Source organism: Streptomyces sp. NPDC040432, from assembly GCF_055595445.1.
The window spans coordinates 166,686-189,646 of record NZ_JBVIVP010000002.1; the positions used below are offsets into that span (position 1 = coordinate 166,686).

Annotated in this window: 22 protein-coding genes; 8 read left to right on the plus strand and 14 right to left on the minus strand. The window is 73.6% G+C overall.

Translation table 11 applies throughout. The features are described 5' to 3' along the window. Positions 1-40: 40 nt before the first annotated feature. The 4 genes from fxsA to ACZ58N_RS04440 all read right to left on the minus strand — a co-directional run bounded on the left by fxsA (position 41) and on the right by ACZ58N_RS04440 (position 8,158). Entirely contained in the window at positions 41-307 is a 267-nt protein-coding gene (gene fxsA, locus ACZ58N_RS04425) for an FxSxx-COOH cyclophane-containing RiPP peptide (protein ID WP_471155505.1), read from the minus strand. After that, positions 304-4,842, minus strand: coding sequence for an SAV_2336 N-terminal domain-related protein (locus tag ACZ58N_RS04430; protein WP_471155507.1), 4,539 nt, complete (start codon positions 4,840-4,842; stop codon positions 304-306). The genes fxsA and ACZ58N_RS04430 overlap by 4 nt, the downstream gene beginning before the upstream one ends. Before the next feature lie 6 nt (positions 4,843-4,848). Next, a complete protein-coding gene (locus ACZ58N_RS04435) occupies positions 4,849-5,880 on the minus strand; it encodes an AAA family ATPase (RefSeq protein WP_471155510.1) in 1,032 nt (343 codons plus the stop codon). 166 nt (positions 5,881-6,046) lie between these two features. Further along, positions 6,047-8,158 (minus strand): VMAP-C domain-containing protein, encoded by a 2,112-nt coding sequence (locus tag ACZ58N_RS04440; RefSeq protein ID WP_471155512.1) that lies wholly within the window; start codon positions 8,156-8,158, stop codon positions 6,047-6,049. A gap of 138 nt (positions 8,159-8,296) precedes the next feature. On the opposite strand from ACZ58N_RS04440, the gene ACZ58N_RS04445 reads away from it, so the two are divergent. After that, on the plus strand, positions 8,297-8,482 hold the full coding sequence (locus ACZ58N_RS04445; protein ID WP_388889175.1) for a DUF6104 family protein: 186 nt from the start codon (positions 8,297-8,299) through the stop codon (positions 8,480-8,482). A 199-nt stretch (positions 8,483-8,681) separates the two neighbouring features. Here ACZ58N_RS04445 and sodN read toward each other — a convergent pair whose 3' ends face one another. Next, a complete protein-coding gene (gene sodN / locus ACZ58N_RS04450; protein WP_030709803.1) occupies positions 8,682-9,077 on the minus strand; it encodes a superoxide dismutase, Ni in 396 nt (131 codons plus the stop codon). Between the two features lie 173 nt (positions 9,078-9,250). Between sodN and sodX the strand changes: the two genes are divergently transcribed. Next, positions 9,251-9,670, plus strand: a complete 420-nt coding sequence (gene sodX, locus ACZ58N_RS04455) for a nickel-type superoxide dismutase maturation protease (RefSeq protein ID WP_471155515.1) — start codon at positions 9,251-9,253, stop codon at positions 9,668-9,670. Here the strand turns inward: sodX and ACZ58N_RS04460 are convergent. Continuing rightward, positions 9,574-10,203: a CGNR zinc finger domain-containing protein gene (locus ACZ58N_RS04460; RefSeq protein ID WP_471155517.1), complete on the minus strand. Its 630-nt coding sequence runs from the start codon at positions 10,201-10,203 to the stop codon at positions 9,574-9,576. The genes sodX and ACZ58N_RS04460 overlap by 97 nt on opposite strands. Positions 10,204-10,294: 91 nt before the next feature. Between ACZ58N_RS04460 and ACZ58N_RS04465 the strand changes: the two genes are divergently transcribed. Further along, positions 10,295-11,065 carry a class I SAM-dependent methyltransferase gene (locus tag ACZ58N_RS04465; RefSeq protein ID WP_471155519.1) on the plus strand — a complete coding sequence of 257 codons (771 nt, stop codon included), beginning with the start codon at positions 10,295-10,297 and terminating at the stop codon, positions 11,063-11,065. 93 nt (positions 11,066-11,158) lie between these two features. Here the strand turns inward: ACZ58N_RS04465 and ACZ58N_RS04470 are convergent, their stop codons facing one another. The 3 genes from ACZ58N_RS04470 to ACZ58N_RS04480 are packed head-to-tail and all read right to left on the minus strand — an operon-like array spanning position 11,159 to position 13,859. Next, positions 11,159-11,911 carry an amino acid ABC transporter ATP-binding protein gene (locus tag ACZ58N_RS04470; RefSeq protein WP_389710564.1) on the minus strand — a complete coding sequence of 251 codons (753 nt, stop codon included), beginning with the start codon at positions 11,909-11,911 and terminating at the stop codon, positions 11,159-11,161. Between the two features lie 11 nt (positions 11,912-11,922). Next, complete coding sequence (locus tag ACZ58N_RS04475) at positions 11,923-12,873, minus strand: amino acid ABC transporter permease (protein WP_388889162.1); 951 nt, start codon at positions 12,871-12,873, stop codon at positions 11,923-11,925. A gap of 35 nt (positions 12,874-12,908) precedes the next feature. Then, complete coding sequence (locus ACZ58N_RS04480) at positions 12,909-13,859, minus strand: ABC transporter substrate-binding protein (RefSeq protein WP_385585723.1); 951 nt, start codon at positions 13,857-13,859, stop codon at positions 12,909-12,911. A gap of 525 nt (positions 13,860-14,384) precedes the next feature. Between ACZ58N_RS04480 and ACZ58N_RS04485 the strand changes: the two genes are divergently transcribed. From ACZ58N_RS04485 to ACZ58N_RS04500, 4 genes are all read left to right on the plus strand, one after another. Next, positions 14,385-15,587 carry an NAD(P)-dependent malic enzyme gene (locus ACZ58N_RS04485; RefSeq protein ID WP_389710510.1) on the plus strand — a complete coding sequence of 401 codons (1,203 nt, stop codon included), beginning with the start codon at positions 14,385-14,387 and terminating at the stop codon, positions 15,585-15,587. A 183-nt stretch (positions 15,588-15,770) separates the two neighbouring features. Continuing rightward, on the plus strand, positions 15,771-16,733 hold the full coding sequence (locus ACZ58N_RS04490) for a zinc-binding dehydrogenase (protein ID WP_471155522.1): 963 nt from the start codon (positions 15,771-15,773) through the stop codon (positions 16,731-16,733). Positions 16,734-16,816: 83 nt separating this feature from the next. Next, a complete protein-coding gene (locus ACZ58N_RS04495) occupies positions 16,817-17,026 on the plus strand; it encodes a helix-turn-helix domain-containing protein (protein ID WP_079429728.1) in 210 nt (69 codons plus the stop codon). Next, positions 17,026-17,586, plus strand: a complete 561-nt coding sequence (locus ACZ58N_RS04500) for a Clp protease N-terminal domain-containing protein (RefSeq protein ID WP_471155524.1) — start codon at positions 17,026-17,028, stop codon at positions 17,584-17,586. The genes ACZ58N_RS04495 and ACZ58N_RS04500 overlap by 1 nt, the downstream gene beginning before the upstream one ends. Before the next feature lie 20 nt (positions 17,587-17,606). Here ACZ58N_RS04500 and ACZ58N_RS04505 read toward each other — a convergent pair whose 3' ends face one another. The 3 genes from ACZ58N_RS04505 to ACZ58N_RS04515 form a co-directional block, all read right to left on the minus strand. Beyond that, positions 17,607-18,548, minus strand: a complete 942-nt coding sequence (locus tag ACZ58N_RS04505; RefSeq protein ID WP_471155526.1) for a PadR family transcriptional regulator — start codon at positions 18,546-18,548, stop codon at positions 17,607-17,609. A 1-nt stretch (position 18,549) separates the two neighbouring features. Beyond that, on the minus strand, positions 18,550-19,467 hold the full coding sequence (locus ACZ58N_RS04510) for a DUF4097 family beta strand repeat-containing protein (RefSeq protein ID WP_471155528.1): 918 nt from the start codon (positions 19,465-19,467) through the stop codon (positions 18,550-18,552). Positions 19,468-19,651: 184 nt separating this feature from the next. Beyond that, a complete protein-coding gene (locus ACZ58N_RS04515) occupies positions 19,652-20,584 on the minus strand; it encodes a LysR family transcriptional regulator (protein ID WP_471155530.1) in 933 nt (310 codons plus the stop codon). 206 nt (positions 20,585-20,790) lie between these two features. On the opposite strand from ACZ58N_RS04515, the gene snpA reads away from it, so the two are divergent. Continuing rightward, entirely contained in the window at positions 20,791-21,447 is a 657-nt protein-coding gene (gene snpA / locus ACZ58N_RS04520; RefSeq protein WP_471155533.1) for a snapalysin, read from the plus strand. Between the two features lie 219 nt (positions 21,448-21,666). On the opposite strand, the gene ACZ58N_RS04525 is transcribed toward snpA, so the two are convergent. After that, entirely contained in the window at positions 21,667-22,251 is a 585-nt protein-coding gene (locus ACZ58N_RS04525) for a dihydrofolate reductase family protein (protein WP_471155535.1), read from the minus strand. Positions 22,252-22,362: 111 nt separating this feature from the next. Further along, positions 22,363-22,956: a GNAT family N-acetyltransferase gene (locus ACZ58N_RS04530; protein WP_471155537.1), complete on the minus strand. Its 594-nt coding sequence runs from the start codon at positions 22,954-22,956 to the stop codon at positions 22,363-22,365. Between the last annotated feature and the right edge of the window lie 5 nt (positions 22,957-22,961).

The window sequence follows — 22,961 nt, forward strand, 5'->3', positions numbered from 1 at the left end:
CGGCGGAAAGTGGTCAACTCCCCCTGTGGCCGGTGGTACTTCAGGCTACGCCGGAGTCGAAGGCGTTCAGGATCTCGGCCGGGTGCGTGACCCGTTCGACCATGCCCTCGATCACCTCGGCGAGCACCGGATGGTCGATCCCGCGCAGGGCGGCCAGATCGAGTCCCGAGAGGTCCGGCAACCGGCCGGGGCAGGGTCGCGCGGTTGCCGCCGTTTCCTGGCGTCCGGTCACCATGGGTTCCTGGTCCCCCTGTTGTCGGTCGGTCCACTGGCTCTTCCCGTCGCCCGGCGGGCGGAAACGACTCACAGGCCCGCCTCCAGGTCCCGTATCCGCGCCCGCAGGGCCCGCCGCCGATCGCCCGGCCGCCCCGTGTCGGGTCCGTCGGCGGCTCCCTCGTGGGGGTGGGAGTGCGGGCCGTCGTGACGCGGGTCGCGGCGGGGGTCGTGCGGGACGTCGTGCCGGGCCGCGGGCGGCTCGGCGCGGGTTCCGGCGTGGCCGCCGCCGTCGGCGGAGCCGGATCCGGACCCGGGCACGGAGTCGGGCACGGCCCCGTGACCCCCGTCCCGACCGCCGCCGCCCCCCTGGCCGGGGTCGTGCGCGGCACCGTGGTCGGAGGGGCGGCCGTCGGGGTCCGGGCCGGCGGAGGCCCGGCGGCCGTCCGAACCGGATTCCCGCCCGGGCCCGGACGCGGCACCGCGTTCCGGGTCCTGACCAGGGGCAGGCCCGACCCCCGGACCGAAGTCGGGCACGGCACCGTGCCCGGCGTCCCGGCCCGCCCACCGCCCGGTGTCCCGCTCCGTCTCCCGGCCGAAGTCGCCCGCCGGACCGTGGCCGGCGTCCCGAGCGGTGCCGGGCACGGTGTCCCGGCCGAAGTCGGCGACGGCGCCGTGCCCGGCGACCTGGCCGGGACCCGACCCGGCGCCCGGGGCTGCTCCGCCGCCGTGACCGGCCGCCTGCGGGGCCTCGTACGGGCCTTGGCCCGCGGAGGAGTCCGAGCCGCCGGAGCCCGCGGCCGGGGCGGGACCGCCACCCGAGCCGGACGGACCCGACGCCCCGGACGGGGGCGGGCCGCCCGAGCCCGAAGCCGGGGCAGGACCGCCGTCCGGCCCGGACCCGGGCCGGGGCTCGGACGGGGGCGGGCCGCCGGGGTCCGCGGGCCGCGCGGCGCCCGGGGTGGCGGGGGCGTCCGGGGTGCCGGGGGTCGGTGCGGCGGGATAACGGGCGTCGACGCGTTGCCAGAGTTCCAGCGCGGCCCGGTAGGCGTCGAGGGCGGCCCGGGGTCGGGCCAGCCGTTCCAGTACCTCGCCGCGGAGCTCCTGGACCCGGGCGGCGAGTTGGAGCGCGGTCTCCGCGCGGGCCTCCCGGTCGGCCTCCAGCGCGGCGCGCCAGGCCCTGCGGTAGGAGTCCGCGGCCCTGTCGAGCCGGTCGATGGTGCGGGTGTGCGCGTGGATCTCCTGCTGCACGTCGCCGTGTTCCCGCCAGGCGCGGGCCCGCTCCAGCGGCCCGTGGCCCTGCCGGGCGGCGAGTTCCAGCAGGTGCTCCGCCTCCCGCAGGTCGACGAGGTCCCCCTCGTAGGCGTGCCGCAGGCGCAGCCCGGCGGCGAGCCGCAGCAGCCGGTGCGCGGCGCCCGGATCGGACTGCGGCACCGCGGAGCGGCTCTCGCGGAGCACCCGCACGGCGGCGGAGACGAACCGTTGCCCGTCCGGGGTCCGTGCCCGCTCCAGGAGTACGTCGCCCCACTCGGGCAGCAGTTCCGCGAACGCCTCGCCGTCCCGGGGGCTCAGCCGCCTGGCCCTCCCGTACACCTCGGCCGCCGCCTCCAGGGCCACCGGATCGGCGTCGCGGGCGTACCGGGCCCGGTGCACCCTGGCCAGGCACAGCAGCCCGGCCAGGCGCAGTTCGGGATCCCCGACGGTCTCGTCGAGGGCCCGCACCAGCTCCCGGGCGGCCTCCTCCAGCCGCCCGGGCAGGTACCGCAGGGCGGTGGCCAGCTCCACCCGGACACGGGCCGGCGGGCCGACGCCGTCGGGGGCCGTACCCGTCGGGTCCACGTCATCCGGATCGGCGGTGTCCGGGTCCGCGGTCTCCGGGTCGGTGTCGGTGCGGGAAGCGGCGCCCGAGAGCGTCACCAGGACCGCCGTCAGGACGGCCGTGGCCTCCTCGGCGAGTGCCGTACGGGTGGCCGGGTCCGGCGTGCGGGGCAGCAGGGCCAGTAGCACCCGCCCGAGGGCCAGCCGCAGTCCTGGATCCGCGTCCCCCACCCCCGGACCCGCCGCCTCCACGGCCGGACCGGCCTCCTCGCCCGAGCCGGCGGCGATGTCGTGCCCACCGGTCCCAACGCTCTCACCGGTCTCACCGGTCTCACCGGCCCCAACGCTCTCACCGAGACCATCGGCCCCACGGGCCTCAGCGGTCCCACCGCCCCTGCCGTCCTCCCCCGCCGCGCCGTCCCCGCCGTGGGCATCGCCGCCCGTCCCGGCCACCCCCCCTGCCCCGCCTGCCCCATCCGTCCCGCCGTCCTCGACGAACCCACCGCCCCCGCCGCCCCCACCGCGCGAAGCCACCCCATCGGGCCCGTCGGGCCCATCGGCCCCACCACCCCCGCGCCGCTCGCCTCCCGGGGCGGGCCCCGGCCCCTCCCCCGGCCCGTTCGGCGCCGTCAGGGCCTCCAGGGCCGCGCGGGCCTCCCGTAGCGGGGCCGGGTCGTCGCGGAGGGCGGCCAGCCGGATCAGGGTGCGGGAGCGCCGGACCGCGCAGTCCCGGCGCAGCCCGGGGTCCGGCGTGGCGGCGCCCGCCGCGGCGAACTCCCGGTCGGCGGCGGCCAGCAGCTCCGCGTCCCCACCTCCCGTCAGGGCCCGTTCGTACAGCACCCGGCCCAACAGCGACCGCGCGGTCGGGGTGTGCAGCCCGGTCACGGCGCGCTGTGCCTCGTCGAGGAGCTCGGGGTCCCGCTGCGCCGCCCACAACACGAGCAGGGCAGCGGTCAGCGCGGCCTCCGCCTCCTCGGGCGGGTCCTGCGGCCCGGCGGGCAGCGCGACGGCCCGCCGGAGCAGGGCCACGGCCTCGTAGGGGGCGCGGGCGTCGCCGTCCGCGAGCCGGTCGCGAGCCGCCCGTACGGCGCGGGCCCGGCCGGGCGGGGGCCCGGCCGACACCGGCCCGCCCGCCGGGTGCTCCTCCTCGGGCGGTTCGGGCGGGCCCGGCAGGTAGCGGCGCACGACCCTCGCGGAGACGTGCGCGAAGGCCTGCGGGAGCTGTCCGCCGGGGGCGCGCGCCGGGCCGGGGTCGGACGGCGCGGACGCCACCCCGGTCAGCTGCGAGACGGCGAGCGCGGGGAAGTTCCGTACGCCCCGACCGAAGTGGGCGAGCACGTACTCGGAGCAGTGCTTGAGCACCAGCGCGGCCTCGTCCCGGCCGAGCGGGCCCAGCAGCACGTCCTGCACGCCGGGCACGAACTCGTACCACTGGCCCGGCACCTCCCCGGTGCGTCGCAGCAGTCCGCTCAACAACACCTCGGCCAGGTCCGAGGGTTCGGAGTCGGGCAGCATCGTGCGCTGCACGAGCCGCATCACGGGCAGCGTCAGTGGAGCGGCCGCCAGGTACACCGCGAGCTGTACGGCGCCGGGCGCGGCCGACGCCCGGAAGCGGGCCACCAGTTCGCGCGGCGGCCGGGCGACCCGGGGCAGCGGGACGGGCGCGGCCGGATGGCGGGCCTGGACCCGGCCCACCTCGGCCGGTACGGGGCCGGTGCCGAGGCCGGCGACGAGCCGGGCCCAGGCGCCGAGCGCGGTCGCGTTCGGCGGGAGGACGGGTACGGTCAGCCCGCCGCCGGGCCGACCGGGACGCGGCGGCCGGTCCCGGCGGAACCGCAGCCGGCCCCCGCCGGGGCCGCCCGCCCCGTCCTCGGTGCGTTCCAGGACCCCGCGCTCGGTCGGCAGCCAGCTGCGGCCCCACAGGCGTTGCGGCAGCGGCTGGACCACGACGCAGGGGGTGCACTGGGCCCACCGGTACAGCAGCCGCTGCGCCTCGCCCTCGCGCCACAGCGGTCCGGCGCAGTCGGACACCACCATGGTCAGGGCCCGTCCGGTGGGGTCGCGCAGTTGGTCGCCCGAGCGCAGGCCGACGCCGGGCGCGGGGCCGCGGCCGACGGCGGGGGTGCCGTCGGCGAGGCGGTGCAGGCGGTGGACCTGGACGTCCCGGAAGGCGCCCAGCCGTTCGCAGACCGTCCTCAGTTCCTCGAACATCTCCTGCCACACCGCCATCGACGGGGAGGCGTCCATGACCAGGCGGACGGTCGCCTCGCGCCGGCTCTCCGGCCGGAACACGGGGATGACCAGGCCGAGGGCGCGGGCGCTGGCCTCCGCGGTGGCGTTCTCGTCGAGGACGGTACGGGTGGGTCGGCCCGGCGGGCGGTGGCGTTGGAGGGCGCGCAGGGCCCGCTGGATGTCGAGGATCCGGGGCAGGGCGGCAGCCCCGGGAACCCGTACGGGCACGGCGTCGCCGACGGGTACCTCGGTGTCCGCCGCGGTGTCGGAGGGCACGCCCGGCCCGTCGGCGTACAGCCCGACCGGATCCTCGACCTCCGGTTCCGCGGGGACCGGGCCCGGGGTTTCGGGAGCCGGCGGCGCGATCCCGTCCGGGACTCCCGGCCCGGGGGCCGGTCCGGGGCGTTCGGCCGGCGCCTCGGCGTCGGGACCGGGCCGCGCGGGTGGGCGGGTGCGCGCGGCCAGCCACAGGGCGTCGGCGAGCTCCTCGGCGGACGGGTCGAGCCCGGCGGCCCGCAGCAGTACGGCGAGGGTGCGGACCTCGGGGTCGGAGGGCGGTGGCGGCACGGCTGCGGGCACGGCCGGTCACCTCGGGCGGTCGAGGCGCTGGATGAGCAGGTCGGCGAGGTCCTCCCGGGTGGGCGGGGCCGCGTAGTGGGTGAGGTAGATGGCGTTGAGCAGTTGGTCGGCGGCGACGAGTTCGGTGCGGGAGCGGCTGAGGAACTCGCGGATCAGTTCGGCGCCCAGTTGCGCGGCCTCCTCCCCGAGGTGCGCCCTCACCATGGTGGCGAGGCGTTTCTCGCCGGGCTGGCCGAGCTTGAGCTGGATGCAGCGGCGCAGCAGCGCGGCGGGGAAGTCCCGTTCCCCGTTGCTGGTGAGGATGATGAACGGGAAGGCCCGGCAGCGCACTCGCCCGTTCCGTACGGTCACCCGTGCCCCGTCGTCGGTGAGGACCCGCACCTCGGGTTCGGTGTCGGCGACGCGTTCCAGCTCGGGGAGGGTGAACTCCCCTTCCTCCAGTACGTTCAGCAGGTCGTTCGGCAGGTCTATGTCGCTCTTGTCGAGTTCGTCGATGAGCAGCACGCGGGGTTTGTCGGTGGGCAGCAGGGCCGTTCCGAGCGGACCGAGCCGGATGTACCTGCCGATGCCGTCGGCCGGGCCCGGCCCGCCGCCGGCGCCCGCCGCGTGTCCGGCGCCGGCGGCGATCTGGACGTCCTGGAGTCGGGCGAGGGCGTCGTAGCGGTAGAGCCCTTCCTGGAGCACGGTCCGCGACACCACGGGCCAGCGCAGCACGCGGCCCAGTTTCAGTTCGTGCGCGACGGCGTGAGCGAGGGTGGACTTCCCGGTTCCGGGGTGGCCGGTGACGAGCAGCGGCCTGCGGAGGTAGAGGGCCGCGTTGACGGCCTCCAGTTCCTCCGGTTCGGGCCGGTGCAGTTCGGCGGCCTGCCGGTGGGCGCCGAGCCGGCGGGCGACGTTCCCGTCCGGGGCGGTCGCCGCGCCGCAGGGCTCCTCGACGGGGCCGCCGTCGAAGTCCCGCCAGGGCGGCGGGTCGGGCAGCGCGTCGATGCCGTCGTGGGGTTCGCCCACGCCCCGGTAGATGAGCCATTCGTCGTTCACGGCCGTCCCCTCCCTCGATGCCCCACCGACACCGGACCGCCCGCGCACCCGCGCCGGCCGCCTGCTCCCCGTTCCCGCCGGGTTCCGTACGCCCCGGGCCCCGGATGTCCCCGCCCCCGCGGACGCCCGTCCCGTGCCGGGCCGCCCGGTCGGCGGCGCGCCCGGCTCACAGGTCGCCCTGGAGGGGTTCGTCCTCGGGCAGGGCCCGGGCCGGGTCCTGCCAGACGAGTGCGGTGCCGGCCGCCCAGTACGCGTCGGGGTCGGCCCCGTCGGCCCGGGCCCGCAGGGTCCGGAGCCGTAGGGGGAGCACCGCGCCCCGGCCGGCGTCGGCCAGTTCCTCGCGCAGCCCGCGGTGGAACGGCGCGCAGGAGGCCCCGGGGTCGCCGGGGGGCCGTCGGCACACCGTCACGCCGTAGCCGGCGTCGCGTACGAGGTGCAGTGCGCCCAGGGTCGGTTCGGTGCCGGGTTCCCGGCAGAGCACCGGGACGGTGTTGTCCGTCAGCCCCCGCAGCCACTCCGGGGACGGGCTGCGGGCCCGGCCCCGAGCGCAGTCGGCCCGCTGGTCCAGCAGGGGGCCCGCCTGGACCCGTGTCCAGCGTCGGTCGGCCGGGGCCGCCGCGGCGTCCGCGGGGTCCGTGGGGGCTGCGTCCCACCCGGCCGGGTGGCGGAGCACCACGGGCCGTTGGACGCCCACCGGGACCCCGCCCGACAGGGTCCACTCGTCGACGGGCAGTCCGAACAGTTCGGGCTCGACGGCCACTTCCAGCAGGGCGGGGGCCTCGTGCGTGTCGCAGCGCCGGAACCCTTCGGCGAGCGGGGCCCGGAGGGCATCGGGGAGTCCGGCCGGGGTCGCCCGTACGCCGGCGGCCACGGGGGTGACGCGGCCGGGCCGTGCGGGGCCCGCGAGCACCGAGACCCGCCAGTCGTAGACGTCCTCCCAGCCGTGGGCCCACACCTCCAGCAGCACGGAGGGTCCCTCGGGAAGGCCGCCGCGCCGGCGGGCGGGGCCGTGGACGGCCTGGCCGGCGCGGGCCCTGCGGCGCCGTTCGCGTGCGGCCAGGCCCTGCTCGTGGCGTTCGGCCAGTTCGCGCCGCAGCGGGCGGGAGAGCCGCTCGGCGGTGACCCGCACCCAGTCCCACAGTTCCTCGTCGGCGCCCGGTGAGGGGGGCTCGCGGTGGTCGGCGACGCTCACGTCCGTCGCGTAGCGGAGCATCGCCGCGGCCTCGCCGCCCGCGCCGGGCGGGTCGTGCAGCAGGCCGAGTCCGTCGCGCCAGCTGAGCGGGGCCGGCAGTCCCGTGTCGGGTTCCTCGCCCCGGGCCTGCTCGGCGAGTTCCCGGACGGCCTCGGAGGAGCCGGGCGGCGGGAGTTCGGCGAGGAGCCCGCACAGGGTGGTGCGTTCTCCCGGGGTCAGCCGGCCGCGTCCGCCGTGGCGGTCCGCTTCGCCGGCGGGGAGTTCGTCGTGGACGTCGGTCCAGGTGCGGCGGCTGTCGAGATCGCTGAGGTGGCGGTCGTAGTGGTACAGGTCGTGGGCCTGCATGACGCGCCGGTACAGGCCGGTCCGGCCGTTCGCCGGCATCGGCAGGGTCCGTAACCGGTCGACGGACACGGCGAGTCCGCCGCCGCCGGCGGACCGCCGGGCCTTGACGACGCCGACGACCTCGCCGCGGGTGAGGTCGACGACGGGGCCGCCGGACATACCGGCCTCGATCTCGTCCTCGTCGCCGAGGCGGATCGCGGCGCCGTTGCCGGCGGTGCCGCGCAGGCGGGTGGTGCGGCCGGTGATCTCGCGGATTCCGAGTTCCTCGGTGCAGCCGAAGTAGGCGGCCTCGTCGAGTCGGGGTCCGGCCCGGTCGGTCAGCCAGACGCAGGCGTGCGAGACGGGCGAGAGGACCCGGACGAGGGCCAGGTCGGGCAGGTCCCACAGGGCCCGCCGCCCGGGCCGGTGTTCCTCCAACCGTTCCGGGAGGACGCATTCCACCCGGCCGGTGACCGTGCCCGTGGTCCCGGTGGCTCCGGCCGACGCCCCGGAGAAGAAGGTGATGCCGACCTCACGCCCGGCCAGACGCACCGCAGCACCCCCTTCGCCGACCACGTGCGCACACGTCAGGACCCAGCCGGGGGCGATGAAGAAGCCGCTGCCCCAGGTGGGTCCGGTCCCGTCGTTGCCCGGGTTCTCATACCCGCCCGGGGGCGCGTGGACGCGTACCGTGGCCGCCCGGACGAGGGGCTCCAGGAGCTCGAAGGCGCGCGCGGACCCCGCCGTGCGCCCATCCGGCATCCCCAGACCCCCGCCCCCCGCTCATCCCACCGAGAACGTCCAGGCTAGCCCCGGTGCACGGGACGGCGGGAGGTCTCGCCGTAAGGCGGATTATCCTGGCGGGAAACACCCCCATCCCGACACGGCACGGAGCCCGACTTGTACTTCACCGATCGCGGCATCGAGGAGCTGGAGAAGCGGCGCGGCGAGGAGGAGGTCACTTTCGAGTGGCTCGCCGAGCAGCTCCGCACGTTCGTCGACCTCAACCCGGACTTCGAGGTTCCGGTGGAGCGCCTGGCCACGTGGTTGGCCCGTCTCGACGATGACGACGAGGACGAGGAGTAGGACACCCGGCGCCTCCGCCCGCCCGGCCGCGGGGCCGCGCGCGCCTCGTCCGCGACCCCTCGCACCTCGTACGCTCCCGGGTGCGGCCCGCGCGCGGGTGCGCACCGGGAACACGACGACGGCCCGACCGCGCGGTGCGGTCGGGCCGTCGTCGTTTCGCGCCACCGGGGGCAGCGCGCGGGAAGCGGGGTGGCCCGGATCAGGCGGCCTTGGTCTCCCAGAAGATGCGGTCGATCTCGGCGATGAGCTCCAGCGCCTTGGCGCCGGTCGCCGGGTCGTTGGACGCCTTGGCGGCCGAGAGGGCCTTCAGGGTGTCGTTGACCAGGGTGTGGAGCTGCGGGTACTTCTCGAAGTGCGGGGGCTTGAAGTAGTCGCTCCACAGCACCGAGACGTGGTGCTTCGCGAGCTCGGCGCGCTGCTCCTTGATGGTGATGGCGCGCGCACGGAAGTCCGCGTCGTCGTTGGCCTGGTACTTCTCCTGGACGGCCTTGACGGACTCGGCCTCGATACGGGCCTGGGCCGGGTCGTACACGCCGCAGGGCAGGTCACAGTGGGCGGAGACCTTCGCCTTGGGGGCGAAGAGGCGGGAAAGCATGGAGTTTGTCCTCCTCGTGATCGTCTTCTCAAGAGGGGAGATTACTCGCTGGGAAAGAGGAATTCGCCGTCGCCCCCATGGGCTTAGGACAAAAGTCCAGGGTCGTACGAGGAGTGGTGAGCGAACGTACGGGGCCGTGCGGCACCATGCGGGCAGGGAAGAGGAGGGCTCGAATGGGGCAGAACAGGCGCTCGCGGGCGCGTTTCGAGGTGGTGGAGGTGACGGGCCCGTCGATGGTGCCGACCCTCGTGCACGGGGACCTGCTCGTGGTCCGTCACGGGGCGCTGGTCCGGCCGGGTGACGTGGTCGTGTTCCGGCATCCGCTCCAGCAGGACCTGTTGGTCGTCAAGCGCGCGGCCGAGCGCCGCCCCGGCGGCTGGTGGATGCTCGGCGACAACCCGTTCAACGAGTCCGGGGACAGCACCGACTACGGGGCCGTGCCGGAGGAGCTGGTGCTGGCGACGGCCGTGCTGCGGTTGCGGCCGTTCCCGGCGGGTCAGCGTTCGCTGAGGGCCCGGCTGTCCTGGGCGGCGTCGGCGTTGCGGGTGCTGCGGGCGGATTCCTCGGCCTCCAGCCGCTTGCGGGCGCGGTAGGCGGCGACGTTGGCGCGGGTGGCGCAGCGGTCGGAGCAGTAGCGCCGGGAGCGGTTGGTGGAGGTGTCGAGGTAGGCGTTGCGGCAGGGCGGGGCCTGGCACAGGCCGAGGCGGTCGGGTCCGTGTTCGGTGAGGTGGAAGGCCAGGCCCATGGAGGCGATCGCGGCGTAGCCGGCCGAGGCGTTGGACGGGTGGTCGGCGAGGTGGATGTGCCAGTCGGGGCGACCGTCCGGTCCGACGAGTTCGTGGCCGGAGACCTGCGGGCTGACGGGGAACTCCATGAGCAGGGAGTTGAGGAGGTCCACGGCGAGGACGTGGTCCCCGCCGTCGGCGGCCTCGAAGACGGATCGCAGTCGGCCGCGGACGTTGCGGAACCGGGTGACGTCGGTGTCGGTGACCCGGCGCGCCATCTGCACGCTGGCCCCGAAGAGGGCGCGGACGTCGTCCACCGAGGTGAGCGAGTCCTTGTTGCGGGCCGGCTCCTCGGTGTTGACCAGGCGCACGGCATAGTCCGAGTAATGGGCCAGTTCCACTTGTAGTCCTTACGGCTGCGGTTTAGGGTGAGCGGGAGCCGAGGTAACGGCTGATACGTCTTCGAGGGTATTACGTACGGAGGACTTCAGGGTGACGGACGCGGTGACCGGCGCGATCGGTACGGACTGGCAGGCCTGGCAGGACAGCTGGGACCGGCAGCAGGAGTGGTACCTGCCCGACCACGAGGAGCGGTTCCGGGTGATGCTGGACATGGTCGAGGCACTGGTGGGTCCTTCCCCCCGGGTGCTGGATCTGGCGTGCGGTACGGGAAGTATCACGGACCGGCTGCTCAAGCGGTTCCCGTCGGCGACGAGTACGGGGCTGGATCTCGACCCCGCGCTGCTGATGATCGCCCGCGGCCACTTCGAGGGCGACGACCGGGTCACCTTCGTGACCGCCGACCTCAAGGACCCCGACTGGCGCGCGGCCCTCCCGCACGACTCCTACGACGCGGTCCTGACCGCGACCGCGCTGCACTGGCTGCACAGCCCCGACCTGGCGGCGCTCTACGGGCAGATCGCGCCCCTGGTCCGGCCCGGCGGGGTGTTCATGAACGCCGACCGGATGCCCGACCCCGCCGCCCCGCGCATCGGCGCCGCCGAACGCGCCCACCGGCACGCCGGCATGGACCGGGAGAAGGCCGACGGGGTCCTGGACTGGCGGCAGTGGTGGGAACTGGCGGCGGCCGACCCCGTGCTGGCCGGGCCGACCGAGGCCCGGTTCGCGATCTACGGGGAGCACGCCGACGGCGACACCCCCGACGAGGCCTGGCACGCCCGGACGCTGCGCGCGGCGGGCTTCGACGAGGCCCGCACCGTCTGGCGCTCCCCCTCGGACGCGCTGGTCCTGGGTCTGAAGTAGGAGACCCGCGCCGGAGCGGGAAATCGGCGCGGAAACGCCGCAGGGGCGGTACGGGATCCCGTACCGCCCCTGCGGCGTTTGTGCGCGTACCGCTCACAGCACCTTGGACAGGAACGCCTTCGTCCGGTCGTGCTGCGGGTTGCCCAGGACGTCGCGCGGGTTGCCGGATTCGACCACGACACCGCCGTCCATGAACACGAGGTTGTCGCCGACCTCGCGGGCGAAGCCCATCTCGTGGGTCACCACGATCATGGTCATGCCCGATTCGGCCAGGTCCCGCATGACGTCGAGGACGTCACCGACCAGCTCCGGGTCGAGCGCCGAGGTGGGCTCGTCGAAGAGCATCAGCTTCGGCTCCATGGCCAGCGCGCGGGCGATGGCCACGCGCTGCTGCTGACCGCCGGACAGCTGGGTCGGGTAGTTCCCGCCCTTGTCGCCGAGGCCGACGCGGTCCAGGAGCTTGACCGCGCGCGCACGGGCCACCGCCTTGGACTCGCCCTTGACCATGACCGGGGCTTCCATGACGTTCTCGATGGCCGTCATGTGCGGGAAGAGGTTGAAGCGCTGGAAGACCATGCCGATGTCCCGGCGCTGGGCCGCGACCTCGCTGTCCTTCAGCTCGTAGAGCTTGTCGCCCTTCTGCTTGTACCCCACCAGCTGCCCGTCGACCGAGAGCCGGCCGGCGTTGATGCGCTCCAGGTGGTTGATGCACCGCAGGAACGTCGACTTGCCGGAGCCGGACGGACCGACCAGGCAGAAGACCTCCCGGGGCGCGACCTCCAGGTCGATGCCGCGGAGGATGTGGGCGGCGCCGTACGACTTGTGGACGCCTTCTGCCTTGACCATCGGCTGGGCGGTCACTTCGCCACCTCCGTACGGCGGAACATGTTCAGGTTGGCCTTCAGCCGCTCGAACGGCGTGGGCGGCAGGCTGCGCAGCGAACCGCGGGCGTAGCGCCGCTCCAGGTAGTACTGCCCGACGCTGAAGACGCTGGTGAGGGCGAGGTACCAGATGGAGGCGACGAAGTACATCTCGATGACCGCGCCGGCCGTGCTGCCGATGTTGGAGCTGGCCCGCAGGAGCTCGGTGTACTGCACCGCCGAGACCAGGGACGAGGTCTTCAGCATGTTGATGAACTCGTTGCCGGTCGGCGGGATGATCACGCGCATCGCCTGGGGCAGCACGACGCGGCGCATGGTCTGCGTCCGGGTCATGCCGAGGGCGTGCGAGGCCTCGCTCTGGCCCTCGTCGACGGACTGGATGCCCGCGCGGACGATCTCCGCCATGTAGGCGCCCTCGTTCAGGCCGAGGCCCAGCAGGGCGACCATGAACGGCGTCATGACGTCGACGGTCTCGTTCTTGTAGATCGGACCGAGGTTGATGTACTGGAAGATCAGCGGGAGGCTGAACCACACGAGGAGCTGTACGTAGACCGGGGTGCCGCGGAAGAACCAGATGTAGAGCCAGGACACGAAGCTCGTGACCGGGTTGTTCGAGAGCCGCATCACCGCGAACAGGATGCCGAGCACGAGGCCCAGCGCCATGGCGGAGATGCTGATGATGATGGTGTTGCCGAGGCCTGCGAGGACCGCCGGGTCGAACAGCTTGTCACCGACCGTCGCCCAGATGATCTTGCCCTGGGAGAAGGCGTAGACGAGCCAGGCGAGCAGGACCGCCACGACCACGGCGCTGATCCAGCGGCCGTAGTGGCGGACGGGGATGGCCTTGATGGCCTCGTAGGTGGTGCCCGAGGCGCCGGGCCCGGCCGGCGGGGTTGCGGCCGGACCCTTGTCGATCTTGTCAGTCACAATGACTGCCCTTCAGTGGTGCGCTCGCTCGGGAGTCACTTGCCTGCGTTGATCGTGGCGGACGGCACGGCGCTGTCCTTCACGTTCCACTTCTCCAGGACCTTGGCGTAGGAGCCGTCCTTGATGATGGCGTCGAGCGCTTCCTTGATGGCGTCGCGGAGCTGCGTGTTCTCCTTGGAGACCGCGATGCCGAAGAGGCCGACGTCGGCCTGCTGGCCGGCGACCTCGAAGTCGTTGCCGCCGCCCGAGGTCTTCGCGGTGTACGCGGTGACCGGGAAGTCGTTCAGGTCGGCAACGGCGCCGCCGGCCTTGACGCGGGTCTGCGCCTCGGCGTCGGTGTCGAAGGCCTCGATGGTGAGCTTCTTGTCGCCGCACTTCTCGGCCTGCGCCTTGAAGGTGTCCTCGTACGTGGTGCCGCGCTGCACGGCGACCGTCTTGCCGCAGAGGTCGTCGAGCGACTTGATGTTGTCCGGGTTGCCCTTCTTGACGAGGAGCGAGACGCCGGAGGAGAAGTAGTCGACGAAGTCGACGCCCTTGCCGATCTTGGCGCCCTTGTCGTCCAGGCCCTCCTGGCGCTTCTTGTTGTCGGTGATCGACGACATGGCGACGTCCTGACGGCCCGTCTCCAGCGAGGTGATCAGGCCGTCGAAGGTGCCGGAGGTGAACTGGAACTTCACACCGAGCTGCTTGCCCAGGGCCTCGGCGATGTCGGGGTCGACACCGACGATCTTGCCGCCGTCGACGAACTCCATCGGGGCGTACGCGGTGTCGGAACCGACCTTGACGACACCGGCGTCCTGGATCTTCTTCGGCAGCTTCGAGAACAGCGGGGCGCTGTTGTCGGTCTTGGCCGAGGGGGTCGAGGAGCCAGAGTCGGTCTGGTCGCCACAGCCCGTGAGGATCAGGGCACCGGTGACCGCGATCGCGCCGACCGCGGCGATCCGGGACCGGGCGGCGGTCGTACGACGGGTGGTGCTTGCGGTCATGAGCTGGTTCCTCCGGCAGGTGGAAAAGCATCCGAGAACGGTCGGGGCACGCACCATCGAGTGTCGCGACCTTGTGTGATTACGGCATCTTGCCATTCGGACTGACGCATTCAGGCTGCCCATAAGGTCAAAATCAGATAACGGGCGTACCCGATCACCCAACAGGACTGCGGGGAACGGCTGTCAGCGCCGCACAAAAGCCCGTGACCAGCCGCTTTCGCCTCAGTTTTTGCGGCGCGTCTCGTCTGCTGGACATCCAGGTTTGGACTTTTAGCCAAAACCCGGACAAGGAGCCTACGATCGTGCGGGAATCGACTCGTCCGGCCGAGCGTTCTTCGGGTAGAACAGATCCTTACACCCCTCATCCGGGGCTCAGGGCGCGCGTGCGGCGCGCCCGCGCGTACGAACCTCCCCTCCGCGGAGACGGTCCAACCGTCGACGAGGAGCACGGACGCGGTGCCCGCCCACCCCTTAACCAGGAGTGGCCACCCTCAACGATTCAAAGGACTTAAGGGGTCACACAAAGTGGCAGCGGAGATCGTCAACCCTCGCAGTGACAGCGCGACGGACAACAACCCCGACGCGGTGTTCGCACTGCACCGGGGCGGCAAGATGGCCATCCAGGCCACGGTGCCCGTCCTCAACAAGGACGACCTGTCCCTCGCGTACACCCCCGGCGTGGCGAAGGTGTGCAGCGCCATCGCCGAGCAGCCGGACCTGGTCAACGAGTACACCTGGAAGTCCAACGTGGTCGCCGTCGTCACCGACGGCACCGCGGTGCTCGGACTCGGTGACATCGGCCCGGAAGCCTCCCTCCCCGTGATGGAGGGCAAGGCCATTCTCTTCAAGCAGTTCGGTGGCGTGGACGCGGTTCCGATCGCACTCGCCACCAAGGACACGGACGAGATCATCGAGACGGTCATCCGTCTCGCTCCGTCCTTCGGCGGGGTCAACCTGGAGGACATCTCCGCGCCCCGCTGCTTCGAGATCGAGCGGCGCCTCCAGGAGGCGCTGGACATCCCGATCTTCCACGACGACCAGCACGGCACGGCCATCGTGACGCTGGCCGCCATGCGCAACGCCGCCAAGCTCACCGGGCGCACCCTCGGCGACCTGCGGGCCGTCATCTCGGGCGCCGGTGCCGCGGGCATCGCCATCGCCAAGATCCTGGTGGACGCGGGCATCGGCGACGTCTGCGTCACCGACCGCAAGGGCGTCGTCTCGGCGGACCGCTCGGACCTGACGGACGTCAAGGCCGAGATCGCGGGCCTGACCAACAAGACGGGGCGGACCGGCTCCCTGGAGCAGGCGCTGGCCGGTGCGGACGTCTTCATCGGCGTCTCCGGCGGCACCGTGCCCGAGGAGGCGGTGGCCTCGATGGCGAAGGACGCGTTCGTCTTCGCCATGGCCAACCCGAACCCGGAGGTCCACCCGGACGTCGCGCACAAGTACGCGGCGGTCGTGGCGACGGGCCGTTCGGACTTCCCGAACCAGATCAACAACGTGCTGGCCTTCCCGGGCATCTTCGCCGGGGCCCTCAAGGTCCGCGCGACCCGGATCACCGAAGGCATGAAGATCGCCGCCGCCGACGCCATCGCCGGCGTCGTGGGTGACGAGCTCGCCGCCGACTACGTGATCCCCTCCCCGTTCGACGCGCGCGTCGCCGAGGCCGTCTCGGCCGCGGTCGCCGCCGCGGCGAAGGCCGACGGAGTGGCCCGCCTGGTCTGATCCACGCGGAACGCAGCACCACGGGCGAGGCCCGGCCGGAACGTTCCGGCCGGGCCTCGCCCCTTTGTGCCGGACGGCCGCGCCCGCCCCCGCGGGTCCGGCGCCCGGCCGGTGCGACGAAGGCCTCACGACCCGGCCCCGGTAGCTCTGGAATCCGACCCTACCGAGCGGTAGCGTCGCGGCATGTTCGCTGCCTACGCCGCCCGAATCGACCGTGACCAGCCGCTGAGCGGCCTCGTACTGGGCGAACGCCCGGCGCCGGAGGCCCGTCCGGGCTGGGTCACCGTCGACGTCCGCGCCGCCTCCCTCAACCACCACGACCTGTGGTCGCTGCGCGGGGTCGGCCTCTCCGGGGACAAGCTCCCGATGATCCTCGGCTGTGACGCCGCCGGGATCGACCAGGACGGCAACGAGGTCGTCCTGCACTCCGTGATCGGCCAGAGCGGCCACGGTGTCGACCCGGACGAGCCCCGGTCGATCCTGACCGAGCGCTACCAGGGCACCTTCGCCGAGCAGGTGACCGTCCCCGCCTGGAACGTCCTGCGCAAGCCGGCCGAGCTGTCCTTCGCGGAGGCCGCCTGCCTGCCCACGGCCTGGCTGACGGCGTACCGGATGCTCTTCACCAACGCCGGCGTCCGCCCCGGCGACTCCGTCCTCGTACAGGGCGCGGGTGGCGGGGTCGCCACGGCCGCGATCGTCCTGGGTCGGGCGGCCGGTCTGCGGGTCTTCACGACCAGCCGCGACGCCGCCAAGCGCGAGCGGGCCGTGGAACTGGGCGCGACGGAGGCGTTCGAGCCCGGCGCACGGCTCCCGCACCGGGTGGACGCCGTCATCGAGACCGTGGGCGCCGCCACCTGGTCGCACTCGATCAAGTCGCTGCGGCCGGGCGGCACCCTGGTGATCTCCGGCGCCACCAGTGGTGACCGGCCCGCGCACGCCGAGCTGACGCGCATCTTCTTCCTGGAGCTGAAGGTCGTCGGCTCGACCATGGGCACCAAGGACGAGTTGGAGGACCTGCTGTCCTTCTGCGCCGCGACCGGCGTGCGGCCCGTCATCGACGAGGTGCTGCCCCTGGACCGGGCGCGCGAGGGCTTCGAGAAGCTGGAGTCCGGCGACCTGTTCGGCAAGGTCGTCCTCACGGTCTGATCACCCCCGCGCCGACGCCTCCGCACCCCGCCGTTCGTCAATGTGGGTTGACACCCCTCCCGTGTCAACCTACATTGACACGCATGACGGAAGCCACCGATCTCGCCGAACGAGCAGGAGACCGGGACCCCCGCGTGGGCCTGCGCGCCGTGGCCGCGCTCCGGCGGCTGCTGGAGCAGCTGGAGACCGTACAGGTGCGCAGTGCCCGCGCCCAGGGCTGGTCCTGGCAGGAGATCGCGGCCGAGCTGGGCGTCAGCCGGCAGGCCGTGCACAAGAAACACGGGAGGCTGTGATGTTCGAACGCTTCACCCGGGACGCCCGCGACGCCGTGTCGGGAGCGGTCGCGGAGGCCCGCCGGACCGGCGCCTCCACCGTGGCCGAGGAACACCTGCTGCTGTCCCTACTGGCCCTGGGCGCCCTCGACCCACTGGGCGTGGACCGGGAGTCGGTGACGGCCGCCCTCGCCGAGGCCCGGCGGCGCGGGGGCATGTCCCGGGCCGACGAGGAGGCGCTGGCCGGGCTCGGCATCGACCTCGGGGAGATCGTCTCCCGGATCGAGGAGAGCCACGGCTCGGGGGCGCTGGCCCCGGCCGCCCCGCGCCGGCGGACGCTGGGCTCCTCGCTGCGCTCCGCGCTGGGGCGCCCGGATCCCGAGCAGCGCCACTTCCCCTTCACCCAGGGCGCCAAGAAGGCCCTGGAGCAGTCCCTGCGGATCGCCCTGGGCCGCAAGGACCGTCACATCGGCACCCTGCACCTGCTGCTGGCCCTGCTGTCCCGACCCGGCACGGTCGCCGAGGTCCTCGCGGACCACGGCGTCACGTACGCGACGGCGGAGCGGGACACGGCCGCCTGAGGGGCGGGCCGGCGGCGGGTCTACGCCCCCGGGCGCAGCCCCGCCGCGATGCGGGTGGCGGCCGCCGCGAGGTGGGCGCGGGCCTCGGCCAGCTGGGCCGGGGTCACACCGTGGTCGCGGGCCGCGTCGCGCACGTCGTCGCGGAACCGGTCCAGCAGCCGGTCCAGGTCCCGCGCCGGGTCGGCCCCGGCCGTCAGGTCCTCGGCCCAGCCGTGGTCCGGCGCCGCCGTCCCGGCGGCCCGGGCGGCACCACCGTGGTCGGGGTCGCCCCCGTGACCCGGGTGGCCGCCGTGGCCGCCGTTGCCGCCGTTGCCGCCCAGCCAGGCTCCGGCCAGGTTGCCGAGGACCCCGCCCGGCTTCGTGAACTGCTCCTGGAGCTGCGCCGCGATCCGCTGGACCTCCTCGCGGGCCCGCTCCTGCGCCTCCTTGGCCTGCCGGCGGGCCTGCTGGGCCTCCTCGCGGGCCCGACGGCTCTCGTCCTTCGCCCGACGCGCCTGTTCCTTCCACTCGGCCTTGGCCTTGCGGAGCTCCTCCTTGGCGGCCTTCCAGGACTCGTCCTCGACCTGGGTCGCCGTCGCGGAGGCAGCGGCTGCCGCCCGCATCTCGCGCCGCAGGTCACCGGCGGCGCCCCGGACGTCGTCGCGGATCTCGGCGGCCAGCTCGGACACCGAGTCGCGGATCTCCAGCTCCAGATCGGCGAGTTCACCGACCCGGTCGGCGAGCTCGGCGCGGCCGGCCTCGGTGATCGAGTACACCTTGCGCCCGCCCTCGGTGGCGTGGGTGACGAGCCCCTCCGCCTCCAGCTTGGCCAGCCTCGGGTACACGGTGCCGGCGGACGGCGCGTACAGGCCCTGGAAGCGCTCCTCCAGCAGCCGGATCACCTCGTACCCGTGGCGCGGGGCCTCGTCGAGCAGCTTGAGGAGGTAGAGGCGGAGGCGGCCGTGGGCGAAGACGGGGGGCATGTCAGAGCACCTTCTTGTCGAGCTGGAGGGGGGCGTCGGCCTCGGCCTGGGGGCGGCGCAGGAGCGCGATGGCACCGGAGACCGTGGTGGCCCGCAGGGTGCCCGCGCCGGTGCCCAGGGTGCCGGTGATCCGCTTGGCACCGAACTGACCCGAGACCCGCAGGTCCTCGAAGGCGTTGGAGACGCCGCCGGTGGCGGTGTTGGCCTCCACCTTGGCGTCGGCGGGGTGCGGGAGGCGGATGGCGACCTCGCCGGAGACCGAGTTCAGGAAGATGTCCACCGGCTTCGGCGCGGCCGCGTCCGGGGCGAGGTCGATGAGCATGTCCCCGCTGACCGAGTCGGCCCGTACGTTGCCGCCGGAGCCGTCGACCACCGTCAGGCCGCCGGAGACCGAGTGGAAGCCGAGCTCACCGGTGACGGACTGCGCCTCGACGCTGCCCGAGACCGTGTGCGCCTTGACCCGGCCGGAGAGACCGACGAGCGTCGTGTCGCCCGAGACCCCGTTGACGTCGACCGGGCCCGCGATGCCCGACACGAAGGTCGCGGCGCTCACGGCGGCCACCTGGACGCGGGTGCCGGCGGGCACGGCGACGGTCACGGTGACGCTGCGCTCCCAGGCCTTGCGGCCGTCCTCGGACGACCCGGACCAGGCCTTCCACGGCTTGCCCTCGAACCACTTCTTGAAGCCCTGCGCACCGTTCCAGGGCAGGTCCTCGTAGGACAGGGTGAGCGCGCCCCCCTCCTGCACCACGAGCAGCGGCGGGCCGTCCACCTCGGCGACCTCCAGCCGGGCCGGGCCCTCGTCGGCGGCGACCACGTTGACCGTGCCGCCGACGACGCGCACGCGCAGCTCCGTCACCGGCTGCTCGAAGTCGAGCTTCTGGGGCGCGGCGACGGACCACGTCATCTGCTCTGTCATGGTGCTGCTCCTCCTCGTGGACGACGCACGCAACATATCGCGTCTCGTTGAGAACACGATATATCGCGGCTCGGGGAAGTCAAGCAGCATGTCGCGATACAACGGAATCCGCCCCGCGACACGCGACCGCCGCGGCCGGCGGCGGTGGGCGGGCGGGGTGGGGCCGCGCGCGGGGCGGGTGGGCTCAGGCCACCAGCAGCCGGTTCCCGTGGTGCCGGAGCCACGCCCGGTACGGCGGCGTGCTCAGGGCGACCTCGCGGTAGGCCGCGCGGAGGTCCTCGAAGACCTCGGCGTGCGCGCCCGGCCGGGTCGCGAGCAGCAGCCTCACGGCGAGGGGGTCCCCCGACAGCGGCCGGATGGCCATGTCCTCCCGCGGTCCGGACGTGGGCTGACAGGGCGCCACCGCCTCGCCCGAGACGATCAGGGAGGTGGCCGTGTGGTAGTCGGCGTGCAGGACGGGCGGGTCGAGGCCGGCCCCGGCGAACACCCTGCGCAGCCCGTCCCACTCGCCGTCCACGGAGGGATCGACGGTCCACCGGTCCCGCGCCAGGTCCGCCAGCTTCACGATGGACGAGCTCGCCGCCGGATGGTCCCGGGACATGGAGACGAACTGCGGCTCGCGTTCCATCAGCACGTGCAGTTGCAGCCCGGCCGGCACCCGGAGCGGGCTGCCCTCCACCTCGTGGACGAACGCCACGTCCAGCTGTCCGGCGTCCACCATCCGCAGCAGGGCGTTGGCCGAGACGTCGACGACCAGCGAGGTCTCCGCGTCCGGGTGTCTTCGGTGGAGTCTTCGCAGCCAACCCGGCAGGGCCCGGCTCGCGGTCGAGCCGATCCGGAGCCGAGGTCCGTGGGCGGCCGCCCGCGCCTCCGCGACCAGCGCGGCCATTTCGGCCAATAAGGGCCGGGCCCGTCCGAGTACCGTGCGCCCGAAGGGCGTTGGCCGGCAGCCCGTCCGCTCGCGCAGGAACAGCTCGCCGTCCAGGGCCCGTTCGATTCTCCGCAGTTGGGTCGTCAGCGAGGGCTGACTCACGCCGAGCTGCCGCGCCGCCTTGTGCAGACTGCCGGCGTCGGCGATGGCGCACAGCGCGCGCAGGTGCCTCACCTCAAGCTCCATGACCCGAGGGTAGGGCGGTGCCGGTGGCCCGCACCAGCCGCCGATAGCCCCCCGAATCCCGCCATTCTCACGCCAGTCGGCCTCCCGAAAACCTCCCGATAGGCCGGTGTTATCGGGCTCTGACATCATCCGCCGGCCCCATCCGCTCCCGCAGACTCCGGTACCGAACCACCACCCCCACACCGGATGAGTAGGAGCTCCCCCACATGCGCCACTCCCGCAAGGCCACTCTGGCCTCCGCCGTCGGTCTCGGCGTCGCCGCCGCGCTCGGCGGCATCGTCCCCACCGCCACCGCCGCCACCCCCGCCGGCTCCCCGTCCTCCTACGCGGCGTACGAGCGTTCGCAGGAGAACGAGAGCGCCAACCGCGCCTTCTTCGACGCCGTGCAGCGCTCGGTCGCCGAGCAGCGCGCGGCGAACCCGGGCGTCCTCGCGGTGACCGTCACCTACAACACCCGCAGCGCGCCCAGCTTCCGCACCCAGATAGCCAACTCCACGCGGATCTGGAACAGCTCGGTGACCAACGTGAAGCTCCAGGAGGTGTCCTCCGGCGGGAACTTCTCGTACCGCGAGGGCAACGACTCCCGCGGTTCGTACGCGAGCACGGACGGACACGGCCGGGGCTACATCTTCCTGGACTACCGGCAGAACCAGCAGTACAACTCCACCCGGGTGACCTCGCACGAGACCGGTCACGTGCTGGGACTGCCGGACCGCTACTCGGGTCCGTGCAGCGAGCTGATGTCGGGCGGCGGGCCGGGCACCTCGTGCCAGAACGCCACCCCCAACAGCAATGAGCGGGCGCGCGTGAACCAGCTCTGGGCGAACGGTCTGGCGGCGTCGGGCCTCGGTTCGAAGGGCTGACCGACCGGCGTACGACCTCCCCGCGGTCCCTCCGGAGGCGCCCCGCCGGGCCTTCGGAGGTGCCCCGCCGACGTCCGACCGGCGTCTCGACGGGGCTCCCGGGGGCCGGGCACGTCTGCTGCTCGTGCCCGGCCCTCGGGGCGACCGCTCCGGTGCGCACGGATTCCGGGACCGCCGGTCACGCCTCGGCGGCGGGCCGGTTCCCGCGCGCTCGGCGGGTCAGCGCTTGACGGTGTAGCAGGTGACCGTCTGGCCGCCGCCGAGGACGGTGCAGCCGGTCAGCTCCAGCGGGCGCACGCCGAAGCCGGCCCGGGACATCGGCATGCCGGTCCCCACGACGACCGGGTAGGTCTTGACGACGTACTCGTCGATCTCGTCGGCGAGCTGCCCGGCGAGGTCGGCGCCACCGCACAGCCAGATGCCGAGCCCGTCCCGCGCCTTGAGCTCGCGGACCTTCTCGACCACGTCCCCGGCGATCAGCGTCACCTGCTGGTCGGGGGCCTCGACGAGGGTGCGCGAGACGACGTACTGCTCGCTCAGGTGGCCGTAGGGGCTGGTCATACCCACCTTGAGGCCCGGCTCGTAGGTGCGGCGACCCATGAGGACCGCGTCGAACCTCTTCGGGGCGACGTCCTCGATGCCGAGCTGGGCACGGCCCAGGGCGGAGATCGTCTCCGGGTACTCGGCCGCCAGGTGGCCCACGAACTCGGGGTCGACGCAGGAGTACATGAACTCGGCGTCGCCGTCCGGGGCCCCGATGAAGCCGTCGACCGTGGTGGCGATGAAGTACGTGAGCTTGCGCAAGCGATTCTCTTCCACTGGACCGTGCCACCGCTCCGGGGCACATCAAGCAAAGTACTTCATCTGAAGTACTTTGCCCAGCTCCATTTTCGGGGAACCCGGGACGCGAGCGCCTCAGCCCCGCGGCTTGCGCCACATCGGCCACATCGGGGGCCCGTCGGGCAACTGCACGGTCCGGCCCGTGAACTCCCAGCCCAGCCGCTCGTACAGGCGCATGCTGCGCTCGCTGCTCGCCTCCAGGTACGCGGCCACCCCGTCGCGGTCGCAGCGCTCCAGCACCGGCCGGATCAGCTCGGTGCCCAGCCCCTCGCCCTGCCGGTCCGGCGCGACGGCGATCATCAACAGGTACTCGTGCTCCTCGGCGGTCGGATGGACCTCCCCGGTCAGCCGGCCGACCAGCTCACAGCGCTCGTTGTCCGGGTCGGCCACCGCGCGCATCCGCGCCGGGACCTCGTCCTCGCCCTCCGGCTCGCCCGCCGGGACCCGCAGCCACAGCGCGGCGGCGGCGCCGTCGGCGGTGCGCTCGATCCGGCCCTCCTCCAGGGCCACGTCCACGAAGACGCCGAGGAACTTGCCGTGCACGGCGGCCCGGTGTTCCGGATCGGGGAAGACCCAGGTGCTGACCGGGTCGTCCCGGAAGGCCTCGTCGAGCAGTCGCGCCACCGCGTCCCGCTCGGAATGATCCGCCTGGCGTATCTCCAGCACCACAGGTC

Excerpts from the sequence above, each read along its gene's own strand:
- ACZ58N_RS04490 (WP_471155522.1), top strand. The coding sequence starts at position 15,771 with ATGTTCGCTGCCTACGCCGCCCGAATCGACCGTGACCAGCCGCTGAGC.
- ACZ58N_RS04500 (WP_471155524.1), top strand. The coding sequence starts at position 17,026 with ATGTTCGAACGCTTCACCCGGGACGCCCGCGACGCCGTGTCGGGAGCG.
- ACZ58N_RS04470 (WP_389710564.1), bottom strand. The coding sequence starts at position 11,911 with ATGGTCAAGGCAGAAGGCGTCCACAAGTCGTACGGCGCCGCCCACATC.
- ACZ58N_RS04480 (WP_385585723.1), bottom strand. The coding sequence starts at position 13,859 with ATGACCGCAAGCACCACCCGTCGTACGACCGCCGCCCGGTCCCGGATC.
- sodN (WP_030709803.1), bottom strand. The coding sequence starts at position 9,077 with ATGCTTTCCCGCCTCTTCGCCCCCAAGGCGAAGGTCTCCGCCCACTGT.
- snpA (WP_471155533.1), top strand. The coding sequence starts at position 20,791 with ATGCGCCACTCCCGCAAGGCCACTCTGGCCTCCGCCGTCGGTCTCGGC.
- ACZ58N_RS04510 (WP_471155528.1), bottom strand. The coding sequence starts at position 19,467 with ATGACAGAGCAGATGACGTGGTCCGTCGCCGCGCCCCAGAAGCTCGAC.
- sodX (WP_471155515.1), top strand. The coding sequence starts at position 9,251 with ATGGGGCAGAACAGGCGCTCGCGGGCGCGTTTCGAGGTGGTGGAGGTG.
- ACZ58N_RS04515 (WP_471155530.1), bottom strand. The coding sequence starts at position 20,584 with ATGGAGCTTGAGGTGAGGCACCTGCGCGCGCTGTGCGCCATCGCCGAC.
- ACZ58N_RS04505 (WP_471155526.1), bottom strand. The coding sequence starts at position 18,548 with ATGCCCCCCGTCTTCGCCCACGGCCGCCTCCGCCTCTACCTCCTCAAG.
- ACZ58N_RS04440 (WP_471155512.1), bottom strand. The coding sequence starts at position 8,158 with ATGCCGGATGGGCGCACGGCGGGGTCCGCGCGCGCCTTCGAGCTCCTG.
- ACZ58N_RS04495 (WP_079429728.1), top strand. The coding sequence starts at position 16,817 with ATGACGGAAGCCACCGATCTCGCCGAACGAGCAGGAGACCGGGACCCC.